Origin of the sequence: Streptomyces musisoli (assembly GCF_016741855.1) — a bacterium.
Lineage (GTDB): Bacteria > Actinomycetota > Actinomycetes > Streptomycetales > Streptomycetaceae > Streptomyces > Streptomyces musisoli.
Genome location: NZ_JAERRH010000003.1, coordinates 303778 through 322140, shown reverse-complemented (window position 1 = coordinate 322140; position 18363 = coordinate 303778). Strand labels below are relative to the sequence as shown.

The following is an 18363-nucleotide window of genomic DNA, read 5'->3' as shown; positions in this document are numbered from 1 at the left end:
TGCCGCCCCAGCGGCACGACTGCCCGCAGCGGCGGCGGCACGCCACAACAGACGCCGTGTCCCCCGCGACGACGGCCCGGCACAGCGGGCGGCGCTGCAACCTCCTGGGGGCGCGGGGAACTGCGCGATCGGCCACCCACGGACCCGCACCCGGCGCCGGCACGGCACAGCGGGCGGCGCTGCAACCTCCTGGGGGCGCGGGGAACTGCGCGATCGGCCACGCACGGACCCGCACCCGGCGCCGGCACGGCACAGCGGGCGGCGCTGCAACCTCCTGGGGGCGCGGGGAACTGCGCGATCGGCCACGCACGGACCCGCACCCGGCGCCGGCACGGCACAGCGGGCGGCGCTGCAACCTCCTGGGGGCGCGGGGAACTGCGCGATCAGCCACGCACGGACCCGCACCCGGCGACGGCGCGTACCCCCGCGGCGCGTACCCCCGCGGCGCGTACCCCCAGTCGGTCTTTGCCGTTCAGCCGGCCTTCGCAGCGCAGTCCGCGCACGTGCCGAAGATCTCCACCGTGTGTGCCACGTTGACGTAACCGTGCTCCGCGGCGATGGCCTCGGCCCACTTCTCCACCGCCGGGCCCTCCACCTCCACCGCCTTGCCGCAGGTGCGGCAGACCAGGTGGTGGTGGTGTTCGCCGGTCGAGCAGCGGCGGTAGACGGACTCGCCGTCGGACGTGCGCAGGACGTCGACCTCGCCGGCCTCGGCGAGGGACTGGAGGGTGCGGTAGACCGTGGTCAGGCCGACGGAGTCGCCCTTGTGCTTGAGCATGTCGTGCAGTTCCTGCGCGCTGCGGAACTCGTCGACCTCGTCCAGGGCCGCCGCCACGGCTGCACGCTGGCGGGTCGCGCGGCCCTTCACGGGCGGTCCAGCGGTCGTCACCGTTCCTCCTCACGTCTGGCGTCTGCCGGGCCATTGTGCCAGTCCGGGCAGTCCGCGGTCAGACGCCAGCTTCCTCCCCGGCCCCCCGCGCGGCCGGAATTGAGCACTCCGCCGGGTCTCCGGCGGGCTGGGCCGCGGCCGCCGCGCGGGCGCGCCGCCGGGCCAGCGGGGCGGCCAGCGCGGTCAGTGCCATGAACGCGGCGATGGTCAGCAGGACGATGGTCGCGCCGGGGGGCACGTCCTGGTAGAAGGACGTGATCGTGCCGCTGACGGTCACGGCCACGCCGATCGCCACGGCGATCACGAAGGTGACGGTGAAGCTGCGGGTGAGCTGCTGGGCCGCCGCCACGGGCACGACCATCAGCGCGGACACCAGCAGCAGGCCGACGACCCGCATGGCGACCGTCACGGTCACGGCCGCGGTGACAGCCGTCAGCAGGTTCAGCGCGCGCACCGGCAGCCCGGTGACCCGCGCGAACTCCTCGTCCTGGCTGACCGCGAACAGCTGGCGGCGCAGTCCCAGCGTGACCAGCAGGACGAAGGCGGCCAGGACGCAGATCGCGGTCACGTCGGACGGGGACACCGTCGACAGCGAGCCGAACAGGTACGAGACCAGGTTCGCGCTGGAGCCGCCCGCCACGTTGATCAGCATCACGCCGCCGGCCATGCCGCCGTAGAACAGCATGGCCAGGGCGATGTCGCCGCGGGTCCTGCCGTACCAGCGGATCAGCTCCATCAGGACCGTGCCGAGGACGGAGACGGCCGTCGCCATCCACACGGGGGACGTGGACAGCAGGAAGCCGAGGCCGACGCCCGTCATGGCCACGTGCCCGATGCCGTCGCCCATCAGGGCCTGGCGGCGCTGGACCAGGTAGATGCCGACCGCGGGCGCGGTGATGCCGACCAGGACGGCCGCGAGGAGCGCCCGCTGCATGAATTCGTAGTTCAGGAAGTCCATCAGCTCAGCAGTCCCGTGCGGATCGGTTCGGCGCCCGCGGGTGCGTGCGGGTGCACGTGGTCGTGGCCGGGCAGCGCGTGCTGGCCGACCGCCTGCGGGGGCGGCCCGTCGTGCAGGACGCAGCCGTCGCGCAGGACGACCGCCCGGTCGATGAGGGGCTCCAGCGGGCCCAGTTCGTGCAGGACGAGCAGGACCGTCGTACCCACCTCGACCTGCTGCCGCAGCGTCCGCGCCAGCACCTCCTGGCTGGCCAGGTCGACGCCCGCCATCGGCTCGTCCATGATCAGCAGTTCGGGCTCGGCGACCAGCGCGCGGGCGATCAGCACCCGCTGGTGCTGGCCGCCGGAGAGGGCGGCCACCGAGTCCTTGGCGCGGTCGGCCAGGCCGACCAGCTCCAGGGCGTGGCGTACCGCTTCCCGGTCGGCCTTGCGGAAGACGCCGAAGCGGGTGCGCGAGAGGCGGCCCGAGGAGACGATCTCGGCGACCGTCGCGGGGACACCGCCCGCGGCCGTCGTCCGCTGCGGTACGTAGCCCACGCGCGCCCAGTCCCGGAAGGACCGGCGCGGGGTGCCGAACAGCTCGACCGTGCCGCCGCTGGCCGGCACCTGGCCGATGATCGTGCGGATCGCCGTGGACTTGCCGGAGCCGTTCGCGCCGAGCAGCGCGACGACCTCGCCGCGGCCGACGGTGAGATCGATACCGCGCAGCACGGGTCGCGCGCCGAGTTCGGCGGTCACCCCGCGCAGGGCTACGACGGGTTCACTGGTCATCTTCTCTCCCGTGCCGGTCACTTGGCGCCCAGGGCCTGCTGGAGTGCCTTCAGGTTGGCCCGCTGGACGGCGAAGTAGTCCCTGCCGCGGGACTGGTCCGTGATGCCCTCGAGCGGGTCGAGGACGTCGGTCTTCAGGCCCGCGTCGCCCGCGACGGTCTTGGCGGTCTTGTCGCTCACGAGGGTTTCGTAGAAGACGGTGGTGACGCCGTCGGCCCTGGCCATGTTCTCCAGGTCCCGGATTCGGGCGGCGCTCGGCTCGGCCTCGGGGTCGAGGCCGGCGACGGCCTCCTCGGTCAGGCCGTAGCGCTCGGCGAGGTAGCCGAAGGCGGCGTGCGTGGTGATGAAGACCTTGCTCTTCGCGTCCGCGAGGCCGTTCTCGAACTCGGTGTTCAGCCCGGTCAGCTGCTTCACCAGGGCCGCGGTGTTCTTCGCGTAGTCGGCCGCGTGCTCGGGGTCGGCCTTCCCGAAGGCCTTGCCGACTCCCTCGGCGACCTGCGCGTAGCGCACCGGGTCGAGCCAGATGTGCGGGTCCTTGCCCGTCTCCTCGTCCTCGCCGGCATGGCTGTCGTCGTGCTCGGCCGCGTGGCCGCCGACCTCGGTGCCGTGCTCCTCCAGCGAGGTCAGGGAGGCCGCGTCGATCTTGACGTCGACCGGGGACTGGGCCACCGCGTCGTCGACGGAGGGCTGGAGGCCCTTCAGGTACAGGACGGCGTCGGACTCCTCCAGGGAGGCGATCTGCCGGGGGCTGATCTCCAGGTCGTGCGGTTCCTGGCCGGGGGAGGTGAGGGTGGTGACGTTCACGTGCTCCCCGCCTATCCGCTCGGCGAGGAAGGCCATCGGGTAGAACGACGCGACGACGTCGAACTTGGCCGTGTTGGCCGCGACCGCCGTGCCGCCGGAGCAGGCGGAGAGTGTGCCGATCCCGAGTGCGGTGACCGCGAGGACCGCGGCGGCCGGTATGAGGCGTCGTCGTACGTTCATGACAGTCATTTTCAACAAACATGGAAACCGTTGTCAACAACGCTCATCAGGTGGTCTGGGCAGGGGCCGATTTGGTCGTGGGGGAGCCTGCGCCGGTAACCTGAATCATTCGCTGGAAGCATCTCGCTTCAACGCCCGTCGTCGTAATGAAGAGAGCACCGTGGCCGCCGACAAGATCGACACCATCGTCAGCCTGAGCAAGCGCCGTGGCTTCGTTTTCCCGTGCAGTGAGATCTACGGCGGACAGCGTGCCGCCTGGGACTACGGACCCCTGGGTGTCGAGCTCAAGGAGAACATCAAGCGCCAGTGGTGGCGCTACATGGTGACGTCGCGCGAGGACGTCGTCGGTATCGACTCGTCCGTCATCCTGGCTTCGGAGGTCTGGGTCGCCTCCGGCCACGTCGCCACCTTCACGGACCCGCTGACCGAGTGCACCTCGTGTCACAAGCGCTTCCGTGCCGACCACCTTGAAGAGGCGTACGAGGAGAAGAAGGGCCACGCCCCGGCGAACGGCCTGGCGGACATCAACTGCCCGAACTGCGGCAACAAGGGCCAGTTCACCGAGCCCAAGCAGTTCTCCGGTCTGCTCTCCACCCACCTCGGCCCGACCCAGGACTCCGGCTCCGTCGCCTACCTGCGCCCGGAGACCGCCCAGGGCATCTTCACCAACTTCGCCCAGGTGCAGACCACCTCGCGCCGCAAGCCGCCGTTCGGCATCGCCCAGATGGGCAAGTCGTTCCGCAACGAGATCACGCCGGGCAACTTCATCTTCCGCACCCGCGAGTTCGAGCAGATGGAGATGGAGTTCTTCGTCAAGCCGGGCGAGGACGAGCAGTGGCAGGAATACTGGATGGAGCAGCGCTGGAACTGGTACCGGGGCCTGGGTCTCCGTGAGGAGAACATGCGCTGGTACGAGCACCCGAAGGAGAAGCTCTCCCACTACTCCAAGCGCACCGCCGACATCGAGTACCGCTTCCAGTTCGGCGGCAGCGAGTGGGGCGAGCTGGAGGGTGTCGCCAACCGCACCGACTACGACCTCGGCGCCCACGCCAAGGCATCCGGCCAGGACCTCTCCTACTTCGACCAGGAGGCCGGCGAGCGCTGGACGCCGTACGTCATCGAGCCGGCGGCGGGTGTCGGCCGCACGATGCTGGCCTTCCTGCTCGACGCGTACGTCGAGGACGAGGCGCCGAACGCCAAGGGCAAGATGGAGAAGCGGACCGTGCTGCGGCTCGACCACCGTCTGGCCCCGGTGAAGGTGGCGGTGCTGCCGCTGTCCCGGAACCCGGAGCTGTCCCCGAAGGCGAAGGGGCTCGCGCAGGCGCTGCGGCAGAACTGGAACATCGAGTTCGACGACGCCGGTGCCATCGGGCGCCGCTACCGTCGCCAGGACGAGATCGGTACGCCGTTCTGTGTGACCGTCGACTTCGACACGCTCGAGGACAATGCCGTGACCGTGCGTGAGCGTGACTCGATGAAGCAGGAGCGGGTGTCTCTCGACCAGATCGAGGGCTACCTGGCCCAGCGCCTCATCGGCTGCTGACGCCCGGCCGGCACCGGCGGCCCCCGGGGGCCCCGCCCCCGGGCCCCCTTGCACCTCCGCCCACCCACCACCCGACTCGGTCGGCTGGTGGGTGGGCGTTTTGGCGCCCGCGCCGCCGGGGTCGACCGGGCGGGCGGACTGCCCGACTCGGTCGGCTGGGGAGTGGGCGTTCTGGTGCGGGCTGCCGCTCGGGTCGGCCGGGGTGGGGGCCTGCCGCTCGGGTCCGTGGGGTGGTGGGTGGGCGTTCTGGTGCGGGCTGCCGCTCGGGTCGGCCAAGGTGGGGGCCTGCCGCTCGGGTCCGTCGGGCGGTGCGTGGGGTTCGGGGCTCCGCCTGCCGCCCGGGGTGGCCGGTGGTGGTGTTCAGGGGCGGCGTACGGTCAGTTCGCAGTGGTCGTCCGTGCAGGTGCGCTGGAGGCGGCCCCTGGAGACGGTCTGGAGCAGTCCGATCGCCCAGCACATCGGGCATCCGCGCAACGCGAGCAGGCCGGCCGGCAGGAGCGCCAGACTGATCGGACCGACCGCCGGAACACAGGCGACCGAGGCGGCCAGCGCCCCGAACCCCAGCGCCCCGCGCGCCAGATGCCGGGGCAGGGATGCGCTCGCGAAGTCGCGGCCCACAGCCTTCCCGCCGGCCGTCGCTCCGAGGCCCGCGCCCTTCCCGCCGGCCGTCGTTTCGGGGGCCTCGGTCCTAGTGTCGGCCGTCGCTCGGGGGTCCGCGGTCTTCCCGTCGGTCGTCGCTCCGAGGTCCGCGCCCTTCCCGTCGGTCGTCGTTTCGGGGGCCTCGGTCCTACTGGCGGCCATCTTCTCCTCCGTCGCTCTCCTTGGGGGCCGGGGCGGACGACGCGCTCAGTGCTTGCCGGACCGCCGTGCGAGCGCGGTGCAGGCGGGACTTCATCGCCGGCGTACTGAGACCCAGCGCATGGGCGACCGCCCGCCCGCTGTGGCCCTGCAGATCCCGCATGACCAGCACCATGCGCTGGTCCGGCGGCAGGGCCGCGACCGCCGCCGCCACCCTGGCGGCCTCCAGGCGGCGCAGCACCTCGTCCTCGGCCGAGTCGACGGCGCCGTCCACGGCGGCCTCCGGCAGTGCCGCCCGGGTCCGCGTCGTCGTCCGTGCGCGCCGCAGGCACTCGTTGCGGACGATCCGGAACATCCACGACGCCAGCGCCCCGGAGGCCCGCAGCATCCCGATCTTGCGGTACAGGATGATCAGGGCCTCCTGCGCCGCGTCCTCGGCGTCCTCCGGCGTCGCGCACAGGGCGTGGGCGAAACGCCGCACGTTCGGGTGGGAGCCCGACACCAGCGCGGCGATCGAATCCACGTCACCGCGCTGCGCGGCGACGATCAGCTGCTCGCCGGGCCAGGCCGGGCCGGTCACGCTCACCTCGCCCTCCGCTTGACCGCGAGCACGCAGGTGCACAGCAGCACCACGCCGACGGCGATACCGATACCAAGGATCACGACAACCTCCTGTGCCCGTACCGACGGCTGTCGGTACAGGCATAAGAGGCACGGGCCGCCCGAAAGGATTCGCCGTCCGGCGGATCAGCGTCCCTGGAGCGCCCTGACGTTGTCGCCGAAGGTCCAGTTCTTCGCGCCGTCCCAGTTGACGGACCAGGTCATCAGGCCCTTGAGCGAGGTGCCGTAGTGCCGCCACGCCTGGGAGACGAGGGACGGGGACATGTAGCCGCCGCCCGCGCCGGGCTGGGCGGGCAGACCGGGGACCTGCTTGTCGTACGGCACCCTGACCGTCGTGCCCTGGACCACCAGGCCCTTGTTCAGGCAGTCGGTCTGCGCGGTGAAGCCCTGCACGGTGCCGGCCGAGTAGGAGTCGCCGGAGCAGCCGTACATGCTGCCGTTGTAGTACTGCATGTTCAGCCACCACAGGCGGCCGTTGTCCGCGTACTTCTTGACGATCGGCAGGTAGGCGCCCCAGATCGAGCCGTAGGTGATGCTGCCGCCGGTCACGTAGGCCGTCTCGGGGGCCATCGTCAGCCCGAAGTTCGACGGCATCTGCGCGAGGATCCCGTCGATGATGCGGATCAGGTTGGCCTGGGACGTGGACGGCCGGCTGATGTCCCCGCTGCCGACCAGGCCCGTCTCGATGTCGATGTCGATGCCGTCGAAGTTGTACTTCTTCAGGATCGGGACGATCGTCGCCACGAACCGGTCGGCGACGGACGAGGACGACAGGTCGATGCCGGCCGCCGCGCCCCCGATGGAGAGCAGGATCGTCTGGCCGGACGCCTTGGCCGCGCACATCTCGGCGGGCGTGGCCACCTTCACGCCGGCGTCCATGCCGTCCTCCCACAGGGCCGTGCCGTCGGAGCGGATCACCGGGAAGGCGGCGTTGAGCACGTTGTAGCCGTGGGCGGGGATGCGTGCGTCGGTGATCGGGGTCCAGCCGAAGGGCGGGTGGACGCCGTTGGCGGAGCCGTCCCAGTTCTCCCAGTAGCCCTGGAGCACCTTGCCCGCGGGCCGTGATTTCACCGCGCAGGTGTCGGCGGCGGAGGCGGCGGGCGCGGCGGCGATCGCGAGCGGGGCGAGGACGGCGGTGGTCAGGGCGGCGGTGAGCAGGCGCAGGGTGCGGCGGAGCATCGGGCCTCCCGGTGGGGGATCGGCGAGGTGTCGTAGGCATGACAGATCTCGGTGCTCCCATGCACAGTGCTCTGGTCCAGACCTTTCGTCAATAGGTCTGGACCAGTTCTGAAGCGGGAGTGGCGAAGATGGAATGACAGATATTGAAATCTGTCAGCTGTCATGTCAGGCTGAGGGCATGACGATGCGAACCCGAACCCTCGGAACCACCGGCCCCCGTGTCTCCGCCCTCGGCCTCGGCTGCATGGGCATGTCCGCGCTGTACGGCGACGCCGACCGCGCGGAGTCCGTCGCGACGATCCACGCCGCCCTGGACGCGGGCGTGACGCTGCTGGACACCGGCGACTTCTACGCGATGGGCCACAACGAGATGCTCATCGGCGAGGCCCTGCGCACCGCGCCCGCCGCCCTCCGTGAAAAGGCCCTGACCAGCGTCAAGTTCGGCGCCCTGCGTGACCCGGACGGCAACTGGAGCGGCTTTGACGGCCGGCCCGCCGCCGTCAGGAACTTCGCCGCCTACTCGCTCCAGCGCCTCGGCGTCGACCACATCGACGTCTACCGGATCGCGCGGCTCGACCCGGACGTGCCGATCGAGGAGACCGTCGGCGCGATCTCCGAGCTGATCGAGAAGGGACACGTCCGGCACGTCGGCCTGAGCGAGGTCGGCGCCGAGACCATCCGGCGGGCCGCCGCCACCGCCCCGGTCGCCGACCTCCAGATCGAGTACTCGCTGATCTCGCGGGGCATCGAACGGGAGATCCTTCCGGTCACCCGCGAGCTGGGCATCGGCATCACCGCCTACGGCGTGCTCTCCCGCGGCCTGATCTCCGGCCACTTCGCCCGCGACCGGCAGCTGGCCCCCACCGACTTCCGCGCCCACTCGCCCCGCTTCCAGGGTGAGAACCTCCAGCACAACCTGAACCTGGTCGAGGCCCTGCGCAAGATCGCCGAGCGGAAGGGCGTCACCGTCGCCCGGATCGCCATCGCCTGGGTGCTCTCCCGCGGCGAGGACATCGTGCCGCTGGTCGGCGCCCGCACCCGCGAGCGGCTGGACGAGTCGCTGGGCGCCCTGGACGTCACCCTGGACGAGGCCGACCTGACGGCGATCGAGGAGGCGGTCCCGGCGGACGCGGCGGCCGGCGACCGCTATCCGGCGATGCAGATGGCACACCTGGACAGCGAGCGCTGATCCCGGTGCCGGGTACCGTCTAGTCATGCCACCGACCAGCGAGACCCTGACCGCCGAGCGCATCCTCGAAGCCACCGAGGAGGTGCTGCGCCGGCACGGCCCGGCCAAGGCCACCGTGGTCGACGTGGCCCGCGCGCTCGGCGTCAGCCACGGCAGCGTCTACCGGCACTTCCGCACCAAGGCGGCGCTGCGCGAGGCGGTCACCAAGCGCTGGCTGGACCGGACCTCGCTGAGGCTCGCCGGGATCGTCGACGCCGAGGACCGCGACCCGCGGCAGCGGCTGCGCGACTGGCTCGCCGCCCTCTTCGCCGCCAAGCGGCACAAGGCGGGCGACGACCCGGAGCTGTTCGCCACCTACACCGTGCTCACCGACGAACTCGGGGGCGTGGTCTTCGAGCACATAGCCGATCTGACCGGCCAGCTCACCCGGATCATCACGGCGGGGGCCGGGTCGGGCGACTTCTCGGTGCCCGACCCGGCCGCCGCGGCCCGGGCCGTCTTCCAGGCCACCGGCCGCTTCCACGACCCCTGCTACGCCAGGGAGTGGACCGCCCCGGGCATCGACGAGGAGTTCACGGCCGTGGTGGACCTGCTGGTGCGGGGGCTCAGTTCACCGTCACGGTGACGGTGGGCGAGTGGACCTTCCCCTCCTTGGTCGCGCTCGCGACCCGCAGGTGCTGGGTGCCCTTGTCGTTCAGCTTGGCCACGAGGGCGTAGGAGTTGCCCGTCTTGACCTTGGCGGTCGCCTTCAGGGCCGTCCACTTGCCGTTCTTCTCGTGCTGGAGCACCAGCGGGCTGCCGACCTTCAGGCCCTTGGTGCGCCCGGTGAACGTCACCATGGAACCGGCCTTCACCGAGGACTTGCCGGGGGTGGCGGTGATCGAGGTCTTGCCCGTGGGGCTCGGGCTCGCGGTGCCCTTGGGGCTCGGGCTCTCGGTGCCGGTGGGGCTGGCGCTCCCGTTGCCCGACGGGCTCGGGCTCGGGCTCGCGGCGAAGGCACCGGCCGTCCCGCCGGACAGCAGCGCCACGCAGAGGGTGCCGGAGCCGATCGCACGGCCGTATCGATGGCGGAGTACGGAGGTCATGTTTCGTCTCCCGTCGCTCGATGAACCTTTCCCAGGCTGGACCGGGTCCGGCCGGGCGGCCACTCGGGACGGGCCGGAACACCGCGCAACCGCCATCGAAACCGCAGGTCGGCGGGGGTGCCGGTGGTTCTGTGCGTCACCCGGGGCCGCGGCCCGGCTCCCGCGCGCCGAGCCGGTCGGGGCGCGGGGGCGGGATCAGCCGACCGTCCGGGGCAGCCGCAGGCTCAGCAGGCCGGTCAGCACGATCCCGACCAGCTGCACCAGCAGCGTGCCGACCAGCGCGTCCCGCATGCCCAGGTGCGGCACGAGGGTCAGGAACAGGGTGCCCAGCGTGGCCACGCCCAGGGCCAGCGCCGACTGCTGGGTCGTGATCATCACCCCGCTGCCGACGCCGGCGCGCGCGGGCGGTACCTCGGACATCACGATCCGCATCACGTTGGGCAGTTGCAGCGCCTGACCGGCACCGGCCACGGCCGCGCCCGGCAGCAGCGGGCCGAAGCCCAGGTGCGGCCAGTCCCGCCAGACGGCCAGCACGATCAGCAGCACGCCCACGCCCTGGAGGACGGATCCGGCGGTGACCACCCGGGTGCCGTAGCGGGTGATCAGCCGGGGACCGACGAGCGAGACGAACAGGAACACCACGGCCATCGGCGCGAGCGCGAGTCCGGCCGGCACCGGGCCGAGCCGGGCGCCCTGCTGGAGCGCCAGCGCTATCACGAACATGAACCCGCTGAACCCGATGGAGAACGGCACGATCAGCTCCAGGCCGTGCCGCATGGACGGCACCCGGAACAGGCTCGGCGGCACCAGCGGGGTCCGCCCCGCCCGGTCCGCCCGCCGCTCCACCGTCCAGAACGCGGCCACGGCGAACGGGAACGCGGCCAGCGACAGCCAGGTCCACAGCGGCCAGCCGGCCGCCCGGCCCTCGGTGAGCGGCGCGAGCAGCGTCAGCAGGGACAGCGCGAGCAGCGCCGTGCCCGGCCCGTCGACGGGCTCCGGGCGCTGCGACCGCGTCTCCGGCACGAACCGCACGGCGAGCACGAGCCCCAGCACCACCACCGGCACGTTGACGAGGAAGATCGCCCGCCATCCGGTCCCGGCGACATCGGCGGCGACCAGCACCCCGCCGAGGATCTGCCCGGCCACCATGGCCAGCCCGGCCGTGGCGCCGTACAGGCTCATGGCCTTCGCCCGGCGCGTGCCGCTCGTGGCGGCCTGGATGGTGGCGAGGACCTGCGGCAGCATCGCGGCGGCCGCGGCGCCCTGTGCGACCCGGGCCGCGACCAGGCTCCAGGCGCCGGGCGCGAGTCCGCAGGCCAGCGAGGTGAGTCCGAAGGCGGCCATCCCGCCGAGGAACATCCGCCGCCGGCCGAACAGGTCGCCGAGCCGCCCGCCGAGCACGAGCAGCACGGCGTACGCGAGCCCGTACCCGGCGACGACCAGCTCCAGCACGGCCTCGCCCGCGGCGAGGTCGGTGCCGATGGCCGGCAGGGCCACGTTGACGATGAAGAAGTCGACCAGCGGCAGCGCCGCGGCGAGCAGGACGGTGAACAGCCCGGGCCCGCCGAGCGCGGGCGGTGCGGCCGTCGTCCGGACGGCGGGGACGGTGACGGTTTCACTCATGCCCCCGAGCCTGCGGCAGTGCTCAGCCTGGTACCAGAGTGTTCTTCTCCTGGTAGAAGAACTACCCGGCAACAGGGTCCGGCACCTGGGTGGCGGGCAGCGGTCCTCCGCCGGGGGCCGCCGTGTCCCGGGCCGGCCGGGACGTCCGGCCGTGCCGGTAGGGCGGTCTTCCCGGCTCCGGCGTTCCCGTCCGGCTGCATCTCGCCCCGGAACGTCCGATTCCTTCCCCTCGCGGGCTCACAGCCTGGTGGTGGGGCATCCTTGTCCTGGTACCGGAAACACCTGGCAACAGCCTGGCCGGCGCGGCACCCTGGGCGTATGACGACCACGGCCCAGGAGACCTCGCCGCAGCCGGCCCAGGGCGCGGAGATCCGCCGGCACGAGCTGGCCGCGTTTCTGCGCAGCCGGCGCGAACGCATCACGCCGGAGCAGGTGGGGCTGCCGCGCGGTGCCCGCCGGCGTACGCCCGGACTGCGCCGGGAGGAGGTCGCCCAGCTCTCCGCGGTCGGCGTCACCTGGTACACCTGGCTCGAACAGGCCCGTGACATCCAGGTCTCCGTACAGGTCCTGGACGCCCTGGCCCGGGCCCTGCGGCTGGACGCCAGCGAGCGGGCCCACCTGTTCCAGCTGGCCGGCGCGACCGATCCGAGTCCGGCCGCGACCTGCCCGAGCGTCACGCCCGCCCTGCGCGAGATGCTGACCCGGCTGGAGCCGGTCCCGGCCTGCATCCAGAACAGCCGGTACGACATCCTCGCCTACAACCGCACCTACGGCCGCCTCCTGGGCGACCTGGACGCGCTCCCGCCCGAGGACCGCAACTGCATGCTCCTCGTCCACACCGACAAGGACTGGCAGGCGGCCATCGTCCACCTGGACGAGACCCGGCGCCTGATGGCCGCCCGGCTGCGCGCCGCCCTGGCCGGCCACCTCGGCGAGCCGGCCTGGAAACTGCTCCTCGGGCGGCTGGAGGAGATCCCGGAGTTCCGCGAGAACTGGCAGCGGTACGAGGTGGTGGGCACCCGCTCCAAGACCAAGGAGTTCCTCAACCGCCACGTCGGCCACCTCACCCTGGTCCACACCGACCTGTGGCTGGGCCCCCAGCTGGGCGCCCGGATGGTGACGTACACCCCGAAGAACGACGAGACGCGGGAGCGGCTGGAGCGGCTGCACCGGATCGCGTGCGGGGTGCCGGAGCGCTGATCCGCGGCCGACCGCGCCGGCGGGGCCTACGCCCGCTCCGAGACCCCTACGGCCTGGCGTGCCGTCGCGGGCTCCAGCGTCCGGGCCGTCCGCTCGGCGGTGCGGCGCGCCCAGGGGCCGCTGGTCAGCAGGCCCAGCACCAGGACGGCCAGGCCGCAGCCGGTGAGGATCCACCAGCCGGGGCGGGCCGCCGGGACGAACAGCTGCCGGTAGGGGGACGAGCCGATGCCCGAGGCCAGGACCGCGCCGACCACCGCGACGCCGAGCGTCTGGCCCAGCTGCCGGCTGGTGGAGGCGACGGCCGCGGCGACGCCGGCCTGGGCGCGGGGCATGCCGGACACGGCCGTGTTGGTGATCGGCGCGTTCACGAAGCCGAAGCCGATGCCGAAGAGGGCGTAGCCGGCGACGAGGGTGGCGTTCGTCGTCTCCGCCTCGAACGCGGCGAACAGGACACCGCTCGCGGTCATCGCCGTACCGGCGATCAGCAGGGGGAGGCGGGGGCCGCGGCTGCCGACCAGACGGCCGGACAGCGGGGCGCACAGGAACGTGGGCGCGGCCATCGGCAGCATCCACAGGCCCGCGTGCAGGGCGTCGAGGCCGCGCACGTTCTGCAGGTACAGGGTGGACAGGAACAGGAAGCCGCCCAGGGCCGCGAAGGCACTGACCGCGATCACGGTGGCTCCGCTGAACGGGGCCGAGCGGAAGAAGCGCAGGTCGATGAGGGGTTCCGCGCGCCGGGGCTCGTACCACAGCAGCGCCAGCAGGGTGGCCACGGCGACCGCGGCGAACGGCACCACCGGGCCCGCGCCCGACGCCGGCGCCTCGATGATCGCGTACGTCAGCGAGCCGAACAGGGCGATCACCAGCAGCTGGCCGACCGGGTCGGGGCGGCGCGCCTTGGGCGCGCGGGACTCGGGGACGAAGCGGAGGGTGAGCAGGAGGGCGGTGAGGCCGACCGGGAGGTTGACCCAGAAGATCGAGCGCCAGCTCACCGACTGCACCAGCAGCCCGCCGACCAGCGGGCCGGCCGCCATGGAGATGCCCACCACCGCGCCCCACACGCCGATCGCGCGGGCGCGCTCCCGGGCGTCGGTGAAGGTGTTGGTGATGATCGACATGGCGACCGGGTTGAGCATCGAGCCGCCCACCGCCTGGACCATGCGGAACACGATCAGCAGTTCCAGGCTGGGGGCGAGGGAGCACAGCAGGGAGCCGAGGCTGAAGATCACCAGGCCCGCCATGAAGACGCGTTTGCGTCCGATCCGGTCGGCGGTGGACCCCGCGAGCATCAGCAGCGAGGCCAGGACGAGCGTGTAGGCGTCGATCGTCCACTGGAGGCCGGAGGTGGTGGCGTGCAGGTCGCGCTGCATGGACGGCAGCGCCACGTTCAGCGCGGTGTTGTCGAGGCTCACGATCAGCAGGCTCATGCAGCAGATCCCGAGCACGAGCATGCGTCGGCGATGGCTCAACTCTGGCATGCGTCCCATCGTACGCCGATTTCAATAGTGCGGCTAACTAATGAGCGATACACGATCTTTGCGGGAGAGGGGCGCGAGGAGCGGCTGGAGCGGCTGGCGGAACCGTCGGACGAGCCGCCGGCCGGGTGAGGGACAATGGGTCCTTGCCTCCTGTCCCTGTGCCGTCCATCCGCCCCGGAGCCCTGACGATGACCCACCCGCTCTCCATCGGCCCGCACGCCGTGACGCCGCCCGTCGTGCTCGCACCCATGGCGGGCATCACCAACGCGCCCTTCCGCACCCTGTGCAGGGAGTTCAGCGGGGGCAAGGGCCTGTTCGTCAGCGAGATGATCACGACCCGGGCGCTGGTCGAGCGCAACGAGAAGACCATGCAGCTGATCAAGTTCGACGCGAGCGAGCGGCCGCGGTCGATCCAGCTGTACGGCGTCGACCCGGCGACCGTCGGCAAGGCCGTCCGCATGATCGCGGAAGAGGACCTGGCCGACCACATCGACCTCAACTTCGGCTGCCCGGTCCCGAAGGTGACGCGCAAGGGCGGCGGGTCCGCGCTGCCGTACAAGCGGAACCTGCTGCGGGCGATCCTGCGCGAGGCCGTCTCCGGTGCCGGGGACCTGCCGGTGACCATGAAGATGCGCAAGGGCATCGACGACGACCACATCACCTACCTCGACGCCGGCCGCATCGCCGTGGAGGAGGGTGTCACGGCGATCGCGCTGCACGGCCGTACCGCCGCCCAGCACTACGGCGGCACCGCCGACTGGGACGCCATCGCCCGGCTGAAGGAGCACGTGCCGGAGATCCCCGTGCTCGGCAACGGCGACATCTGGTCCGCCGAGGACGCGCTGCGGATGGTGCGCGAGACCGGCTGCGACGGGGTCGTCGTGGGGCGCGGGTGCCTGGGGCGGCCGTGGCTGTTCTCCGACCTGGTCGCGGCGTTCGAGGGGCGGCTCGACGGCGTGGCCCGGCCGACGCTGCGGGAGGTGGCCGGCATCATGGTCCGGCACGCCGCCCTGCTCGGGGAGTGGATCGGTGACGAGTCCAAGGGCGTCGTCGACTTCCGCAAGCACGTCGCCTGGTACCTGAAGGGCTTCGCGGTCGGCTCCGAGATGCGCAAGCGGCTCGCGATCACGTCGTCCCTGGAGGAGCTGCGGGCCGGGCTGGACGAGCTGGACCTGGACCAGGCGTGGCCGGCCGGGGCGGAGGGGCCGCGTGGGCGTACGTCCGGCAACAACCGGGTGGTGCTGCCGGACGGGTGGCTGAAGGATCCGTACGACTGCGCGGGTGTGAGTGAGGATGCGGAGCTGGACACGTCGGGGGGATGAGCCGGGTCTGCTGGCTCGGTTGGCCGGGTGGGTGCCGTCGCGGGGCTTCGCCCCGGGCCCCGGTCTCGCCCGCCCGCCCGGCTCGGTTGGCCGGGTGGGTGCCGTCGCGGGGCTTCGTCCCGGGCCCCGGGGTTGTCCGGGGCCCGTTCGGGTGGGTCAGTTGCGCTTCGGGTGGGGGGTTGAGCCGTAGGCCGTCAGGAAGTGGTCGCGGAAGGCGCTCATCTTCCACACCGGTGCGTCGTGCGCGGGGCGCAGGCCGTCCGTCCAGCCCCAGTCGGCGATCTTGTCCAGCACCTTGGGATCCTTGGCGACGACCGCCACCGGCACGTCCCGGCTCGCGTGGTCGCCGCTGACCCGGGCGATCGGCTGGTGGTCGCCCAGGAAGACCAGCACGGTGTCCTTGGTCCCGTAGCGCTCCAGCCACTCGGTCAGCGCGGTCACCGAGTACTGGATCGACTTGCCGTACTCCTCGCGTGACTTGGTGCTGTCGGCGATGACGTCGGCCGACTTGTTGCCCGCCGCCTCGATGCCCTTGAAGATCGAGCCGTCACCGAGCTGGTCCCAGCCGACCATCTTCGGGATGGGCGCCCACGGCTGGTGGCTGGAGGTCAGGATGAGCAGCGACATCCGCGACTTCCCCGCGGCCGGCCGCTTGCTGTGCACCCGCTCCTGGTACTGCTGGAGCGTGTACTGGTCGGGCATGGTGGACCAGCTGAACTTCGGTCCCTGGTAGCCGAGCTGGAAGGCGTTGTAGACCTTGTCGAGGCCGTACCACTTCTGCTCCGGCCACCCCTTCTGCACGCCCGGCATGACACCCACCGTGTCGAACGCGCCGGTCCTCTTGAACGCGTCCGTCAGGCTCATGTGATCGCTCGCCATGACGGTGCGGTAGCGCTGCTGGTTGCTGACCCACAGGCCCGACATGGTGGTGGAGTGGCCGAGCCAGCTGCTGCCGCCGTAGGTCGCCGACGTCAGCCAGCCGCTCTTGGCGTGGAAACCGGCCTTGGCCAGGGCCTCGGTGCGTGCGTCCAGGGTGCTGTCCACCCCCGGAGCCATGATCGGGTCCTCGATCGCGCTGCGGCCGTAGCTCTCGATGAACGTGAAGATCATGTCCTTGCCGCGCAGATCCGGCACCAGCTGGCTGCCCGGGGTGTTCCCGAAGGCGTCGACCCGGGCCACCTTCCGGAACTCCGCCTCGTCCCGCAGGGTGTTCGAGATCCGGTGGGCCCGGTCCTGGAGCGCGGTCGCGGTGCGGTCGGAGGCGAGGGGCGCGCCCGCCACCTGGAGGCCGAGGGAGGAGCAGGTGATCCAGACGACCCCGGCGACCAGGGTGCCCCGGGTCGCGGTGCCGGGGTGCCGGGCGAGGAGGTTGCCCAGCCGGACCACCGACAGCGCCAGCACCACGAAGACCAGCAGGACCAGGGCGATCAGCCCGGCCACGGCGGCCAGCGTGGTGGTGCGGCCGAGGGAGTCCTCCAGATACGACTCCGCGTCGCCGAACAGGCTCCAGTCGAGGATGACGTCGAACTTGCGGCCGAGGTATTCGTTGAAGCCCATGTCGAGTGCGTTCAGCACGGTCATGGCCCCGAGCAGGATCCCGGACACCGCCGCCACCGCCACCCGCGGCCGGTGCGGCAGCGCGATCAGCACGGCCGCCCCGACAACCGCCTCCGCGGGTATCCGCACGAACGCGGAGAACTCCAGCCGGGCCAGGGAGTCGGGCATCACGAGCGCGGCGACGACGAGCGCGGCGGCGAGCACGGTGAGCGTGACGGACAGGGCCTGGGCGGCGCGAGGATGCCGCTCCCGCCAGCGCCGACTCCACGCGGACCACAGCACCCAGGGGCGCCGGGAGGAACGGGATCCGGGCAGGGCGCCGGGAGTGTCCTCCGGTGCGGAGGCGGCTGCGGAGGCGACGGCGACCGACCCGGGTGCGGGTGCGGTGTCCTCCGCGGACCCGGGTGCGGCCGTGGTGGCGGCGGCCTCCCCAGGTGCGGGCACGGGTGTCACGGTGGCGGCCCCCTCGGACGGGGGTGCCTCCGCGGGCGCGGGTGCGGCCGTGGGTGCGAGGGAGGTGGCCTCCACGGGCCCGGGCGTGGAGGCGGCGGCCTCCTCGGACGCGGCGGCCTCTCCGGACGCGGGTGCGGCCGTGGGCGTGGGGGCAGCGGCTCCCGCAGACGCAGACGCAGGCGCGGGTGTGGCGGCCTCCTCAGGCCCGCCGGCCTCCTCAACTGGGGGAGTGGGTGCGGTGACTTCCTCCTGCGCGGCGGCGCCGTTCTTCCGCGCGGATGCGGATGCGGATGCGGATGCGGATGCGGTGGCCTCCTTCTGCGCGGCGGCGCCGTTCTTCCGCGCGGATGCGGGTGCCGTGGTGGCCTCCTCCGGTGTGGGGGTGAGGCCTGGGACCTCCTCGCTTTCCTCTATTGCCGGCTGGCGTGTGCTCGTGTCCTGAGACAACCCGGAGTCCTTCCCTACGCAGCCCGTCGACCGCCCTCCCGTACGGGGCACCGCGGACCACTGTTCACGCAGGCAGGGCAAACACCTGGTCAATAGGCCGACGGCGGCCGTGTCGACGCCGGCCACCGGCCGGGACGGAGGAGTCCGCCGGGACCGGGCAGTCGGCCGGAGACGGACGACGAGGGCGGCCCGCGCGCCCCGTCGGTCCTCGACCCGGCGAGGTCGGCTCAGGTCGGCCGTGCCCCGCGCACGTGGGCCCCAATGTGCG

17 protein-coding genes are annotated in these 18363 nt (G+C 72.2%); 6 read left to right on the top strand and 11 right to left on the bottom strand.

The window, feature by feature from the left end:
* Positions 1-472: 472 nt before the first annotated feature.
* The 4 genes from JK361_RS09650 to JK361_RS09635 are packed head-to-tail and all read right to left on the bottom strand — an operon-like array spanning position 473 to position 3600.
* Entirely contained in the window at positions 473-889 is a 417-nt protein-coding gene (locus tag JK361_RS09650) for a Fur family transcriptional regulator (RefSeq protein WP_201815299.1), read from the bottom strand.
* A 58-nt stretch (positions 890-947) separates the two neighbouring features.
* Positions 948-1847 (bottom strand): metal ABC transporter permease, encoded by a 900-nt coding sequence (locus JK361_RS09645; protein WP_201815298.1) that lies wholly within the window; start codon positions 1845-1847, stop codon positions 948-950.
* Complete coding sequence (locus JK361_RS09640; protein WP_201815297.1) at positions 1847-2617, bottom strand: metal ABC transporter ATP-binding protein; 771 nt, start codon at positions 2615-2617, stop codon at positions 1847-1849. Before JK361_RS09640 ends, JK361_RS09645 begins: the two co-directional genes overlap by 1 nt.
* 17 nt (positions 2618-2634) lie before the next feature.
* Positions 2635-3600, bottom strand: coding sequence for a metal ABC transporter substrate-binding protein (locus tag JK361_RS09635; RefSeq protein ID WP_201815296.1), 966 nt, complete (start codon positions 3598-3600; stop codon positions 2635-2637).
* A 160-nt stretch (positions 3601-3760) separates the two neighbouring features.
* Here JK361_RS09635 and JK361_RS09630 point away from each other — a divergent pair, with 160 nt between their 5' ends.
* Complete coding sequence (locus JK361_RS09630) at positions 3761-5143, top strand: glycine--tRNA ligase (protein WP_201815295.1); 1383 nt, start codon at positions 3761-3763, stop codon at positions 5141-5143.
* A 360-nt stretch (positions 5144-5503) separates the two neighbouring features.
* Here the strand turns inward: JK361_RS09630 and JK361_RS41165 are convergent, their stop codons facing one another.
* From JK361_RS41165 to JK361_RS09615, 3 genes are all read right to left on the bottom strand, one after another.
* A complete protein-coding gene (locus JK361_RS41165; RefSeq protein ID WP_236052714.1) occupies positions 5504-5944 on the bottom strand; it encodes a hypothetical protein in 441 nt (146 codons plus the stop codon).
* Entirely contained in the window at positions 5931-6521 is a 591-nt protein-coding gene (locus tag JK361_RS09620; protein WP_372448706.1) for an RNA polymerase sigma factor, read from the bottom strand. The genes JK361_RS41165 and JK361_RS09620 overlap by 14 nt, the downstream gene beginning before the upstream one ends.
* Before the next feature lie 167 nt (positions 6522-6688).
* The gene (locus JK361_RS09615) at positions 6689-7741 is read right to left on the bottom strand and encodes a chitinase (protein ID WP_201815293.1); all 1053 of its coding nucleotides are present in this window, start codon (positions 7739-7741) and stop codon (positions 6689-6691) included.
* A gap of 178 nt (positions 7742-7919) precedes the next feature.
* On the opposite strand from JK361_RS09615, the gene JK361_RS09610 reads away from it, so the two are divergent.
* On the top strand, positions 7920-8930 hold the full coding sequence (locus JK361_RS09610; RefSeq protein ID WP_201815292.1) for an aldo/keto reductase: 1011 nt from the start codon (positions 7920-7922) through the stop codon (positions 8928-8930).
* 25 nt (positions 8931-8955) lie between these two features.
* Complete coding sequence (locus JK361_RS09605; protein ID WP_201815291.1) at positions 8956-9555, top strand: TetR/AcrR family transcriptional regulator; 600 nt, start codon at positions 8956-8958, stop codon at positions 9553-9555.
* Here JK361_RS09605 and JK361_RS09600 read toward each other — a convergent pair.
* Together JK361_RS09600 and JK361_RS09595 are read right to left on the bottom strand one after the other, a co-directional pair.
* Entirely contained in the window at positions 9536-10015 is a 480-nt protein-coding gene (locus JK361_RS09600) for a hypothetical protein (RefSeq protein WP_201815290.1), read from the bottom strand. The genes JK361_RS09605 and JK361_RS09600 overlap by 20 nt on opposite strands.
* 195 nt (positions 10016-10210) lie before the next feature.
* Positions 10211-11638: an MFS transporter gene (locus tag JK361_RS09595; protein WP_201815289.1), complete on the bottom strand. Its 1428-nt coding sequence runs from the start codon at positions 11636-11638 to the stop codon at positions 10211-10213.
* 318 nt (positions 11639-11956) lie between these two features.
* Between JK361_RS09595 and JK361_RS09590 the strand changes: the two genes are divergently transcribed.
* Positions 11957-12838 (top strand): helix-turn-helix transcriptional regulator, encoded by an 882-nt coding sequence (locus tag JK361_RS09590; protein ID WP_201815288.1) that lies wholly within the window; start codon positions 11957-11959, stop codon positions 12836-12838.
* A gap of 26 nt (positions 12839-12864) precedes the next feature.
* Here JK361_RS09590 and JK361_RS09585 read toward each other — a convergent pair whose 3' ends face one another.
* Positions 12865-14316, bottom strand: coding sequence for an MFS transporter (locus tag JK361_RS09585; RefSeq protein ID WP_201815287.1), 1452 nt, complete (start codon positions 14314-14316; stop codon positions 12865-12867).
* 188 nt (positions 14317-14504) lie between these two features.
* On the opposite strand from JK361_RS09585, the gene dusB reads away from it, so the two are divergent.
* Positions 14505-15638: a tRNA dihydrouridine synthase DusB gene (gene dusB / locus JK361_RS09580; protein WP_201816047.1), complete on the top strand. Its 1134-nt coding sequence runs from the start codon at positions 14505-14507 to the stop codon at positions 15636-15638.
* Between the two features lie 156 nt (positions 15639-15794).
* Here the strand turns inward: dusB and JK361_RS09575 are convergent, their stop codons facing one another.
* Positions 15795-17639: a sulfatase-like hydrolase/transferase gene (locus tag JK361_RS09575; RefSeq protein WP_372448699.1), complete on the bottom strand. Its 1845-nt coding sequence runs from the start codon at positions 17637-17639 to the stop codon at positions 15795-15797.
* Between the two features lie 247 nt (positions 17640-17886).
* Here JK361_RS09575 and JK361_RS09570 point away from each other — a divergent pair, with 247 nt between their 5' ends.
* Positions 17887-18090: a hypothetical protein gene (locus JK361_RS09570; RefSeq protein WP_201815286.1), complete on the top strand. Its 204-nt coding sequence runs from the start codon at positions 17887-17889 to the stop codon at positions 18088-18090.
* Positions 18091-18363 lie beyond the last annotated feature (273 nt).

Excerpts from the sequence above, each read along its gene's own strand:
- JK361_RS09645 (WP_201815298.1), bottom strand. The coding sequence starts at position 1,847 with ATGGACTTCCTGAACTACGAATTCATGCAGCGGGCGCTCCTCGCGGCC.
- JK361_RS09640 (WP_201815297.1), bottom strand. The coding sequence starts at position 2,617 with ATGACCAGTGAACCCGTCGTAGCCCTGCGCGGGGTGACCGCCGAACTC.
- JK361_RS09635 (WP_201815296.1), bottom strand. The coding sequence starts at position 3,600 with ATGAACGTACGACGACGCCTCATACCGGCCGCCGCGGTCCTCGCGGTC.
- JK361_RS41165 (WP_236052714.1), bottom strand. The coding sequence starts at position 5,944 with ATGGCCGCCAGTAGGACCGAGGCCCCCGAAACGACGACCGACGGGAAG.
- JK361_RS09615 (WP_201815293.1), bottom strand. The coding sequence starts at position 7,741 with ATGCTCCGCCGCACCCTGCGCCTGCTCACCGCCGCCCTGACCACCGCC.
- JK361_RS09610 (WP_201815292.1), top strand. The coding sequence starts at position 7,920 with ATGACGATGCGAACCCGAACCCTCGGAACCACCGGCCCCCGTGTCTCC.
- JK361_RS09605 (WP_201815291.1), top strand. The coding sequence starts at position 8,956 with ATGCCACCGACCAGCGAGACCCTGACCGCCGAGCGCATCCTCGAAGCC.
- JK361_RS09600 (WP_201815290.1), bottom strand. The coding sequence starts at position 10,015 with ATGACCTCCGTACTCCGCCATCGATACGGCCGTGCGATCGGCTCCGGC.
- JK361_RS09595 (WP_201815289.1), bottom strand. The coding sequence starts at position 11,638 with ATGAGTGAAACCGTCACCGTCCCCGCCGTCCGGACGACGGCCGCACCG.
- JK361_RS09590 (WP_201815288.1), top strand. The coding sequence starts at position 11,957 with ATGACGACCACGGCCCAGGAGACCTCGCCGCAGCCGGCCCAGGGCGCG.
- JK361_RS09585 (WP_201815287.1), bottom strand. The coding sequence starts at position 14,316 with ATGCCAGAGTTGAGCCATCGCCGACGCATGCTCGTGCTCGGGATCTGC.
- dusB (WP_201816047.1), top strand. The coding sequence starts at position 14,505 with ATGACCCACCCGCTCTCCATCGGCCCGCACGCCGTGACGCCGCCCGTC.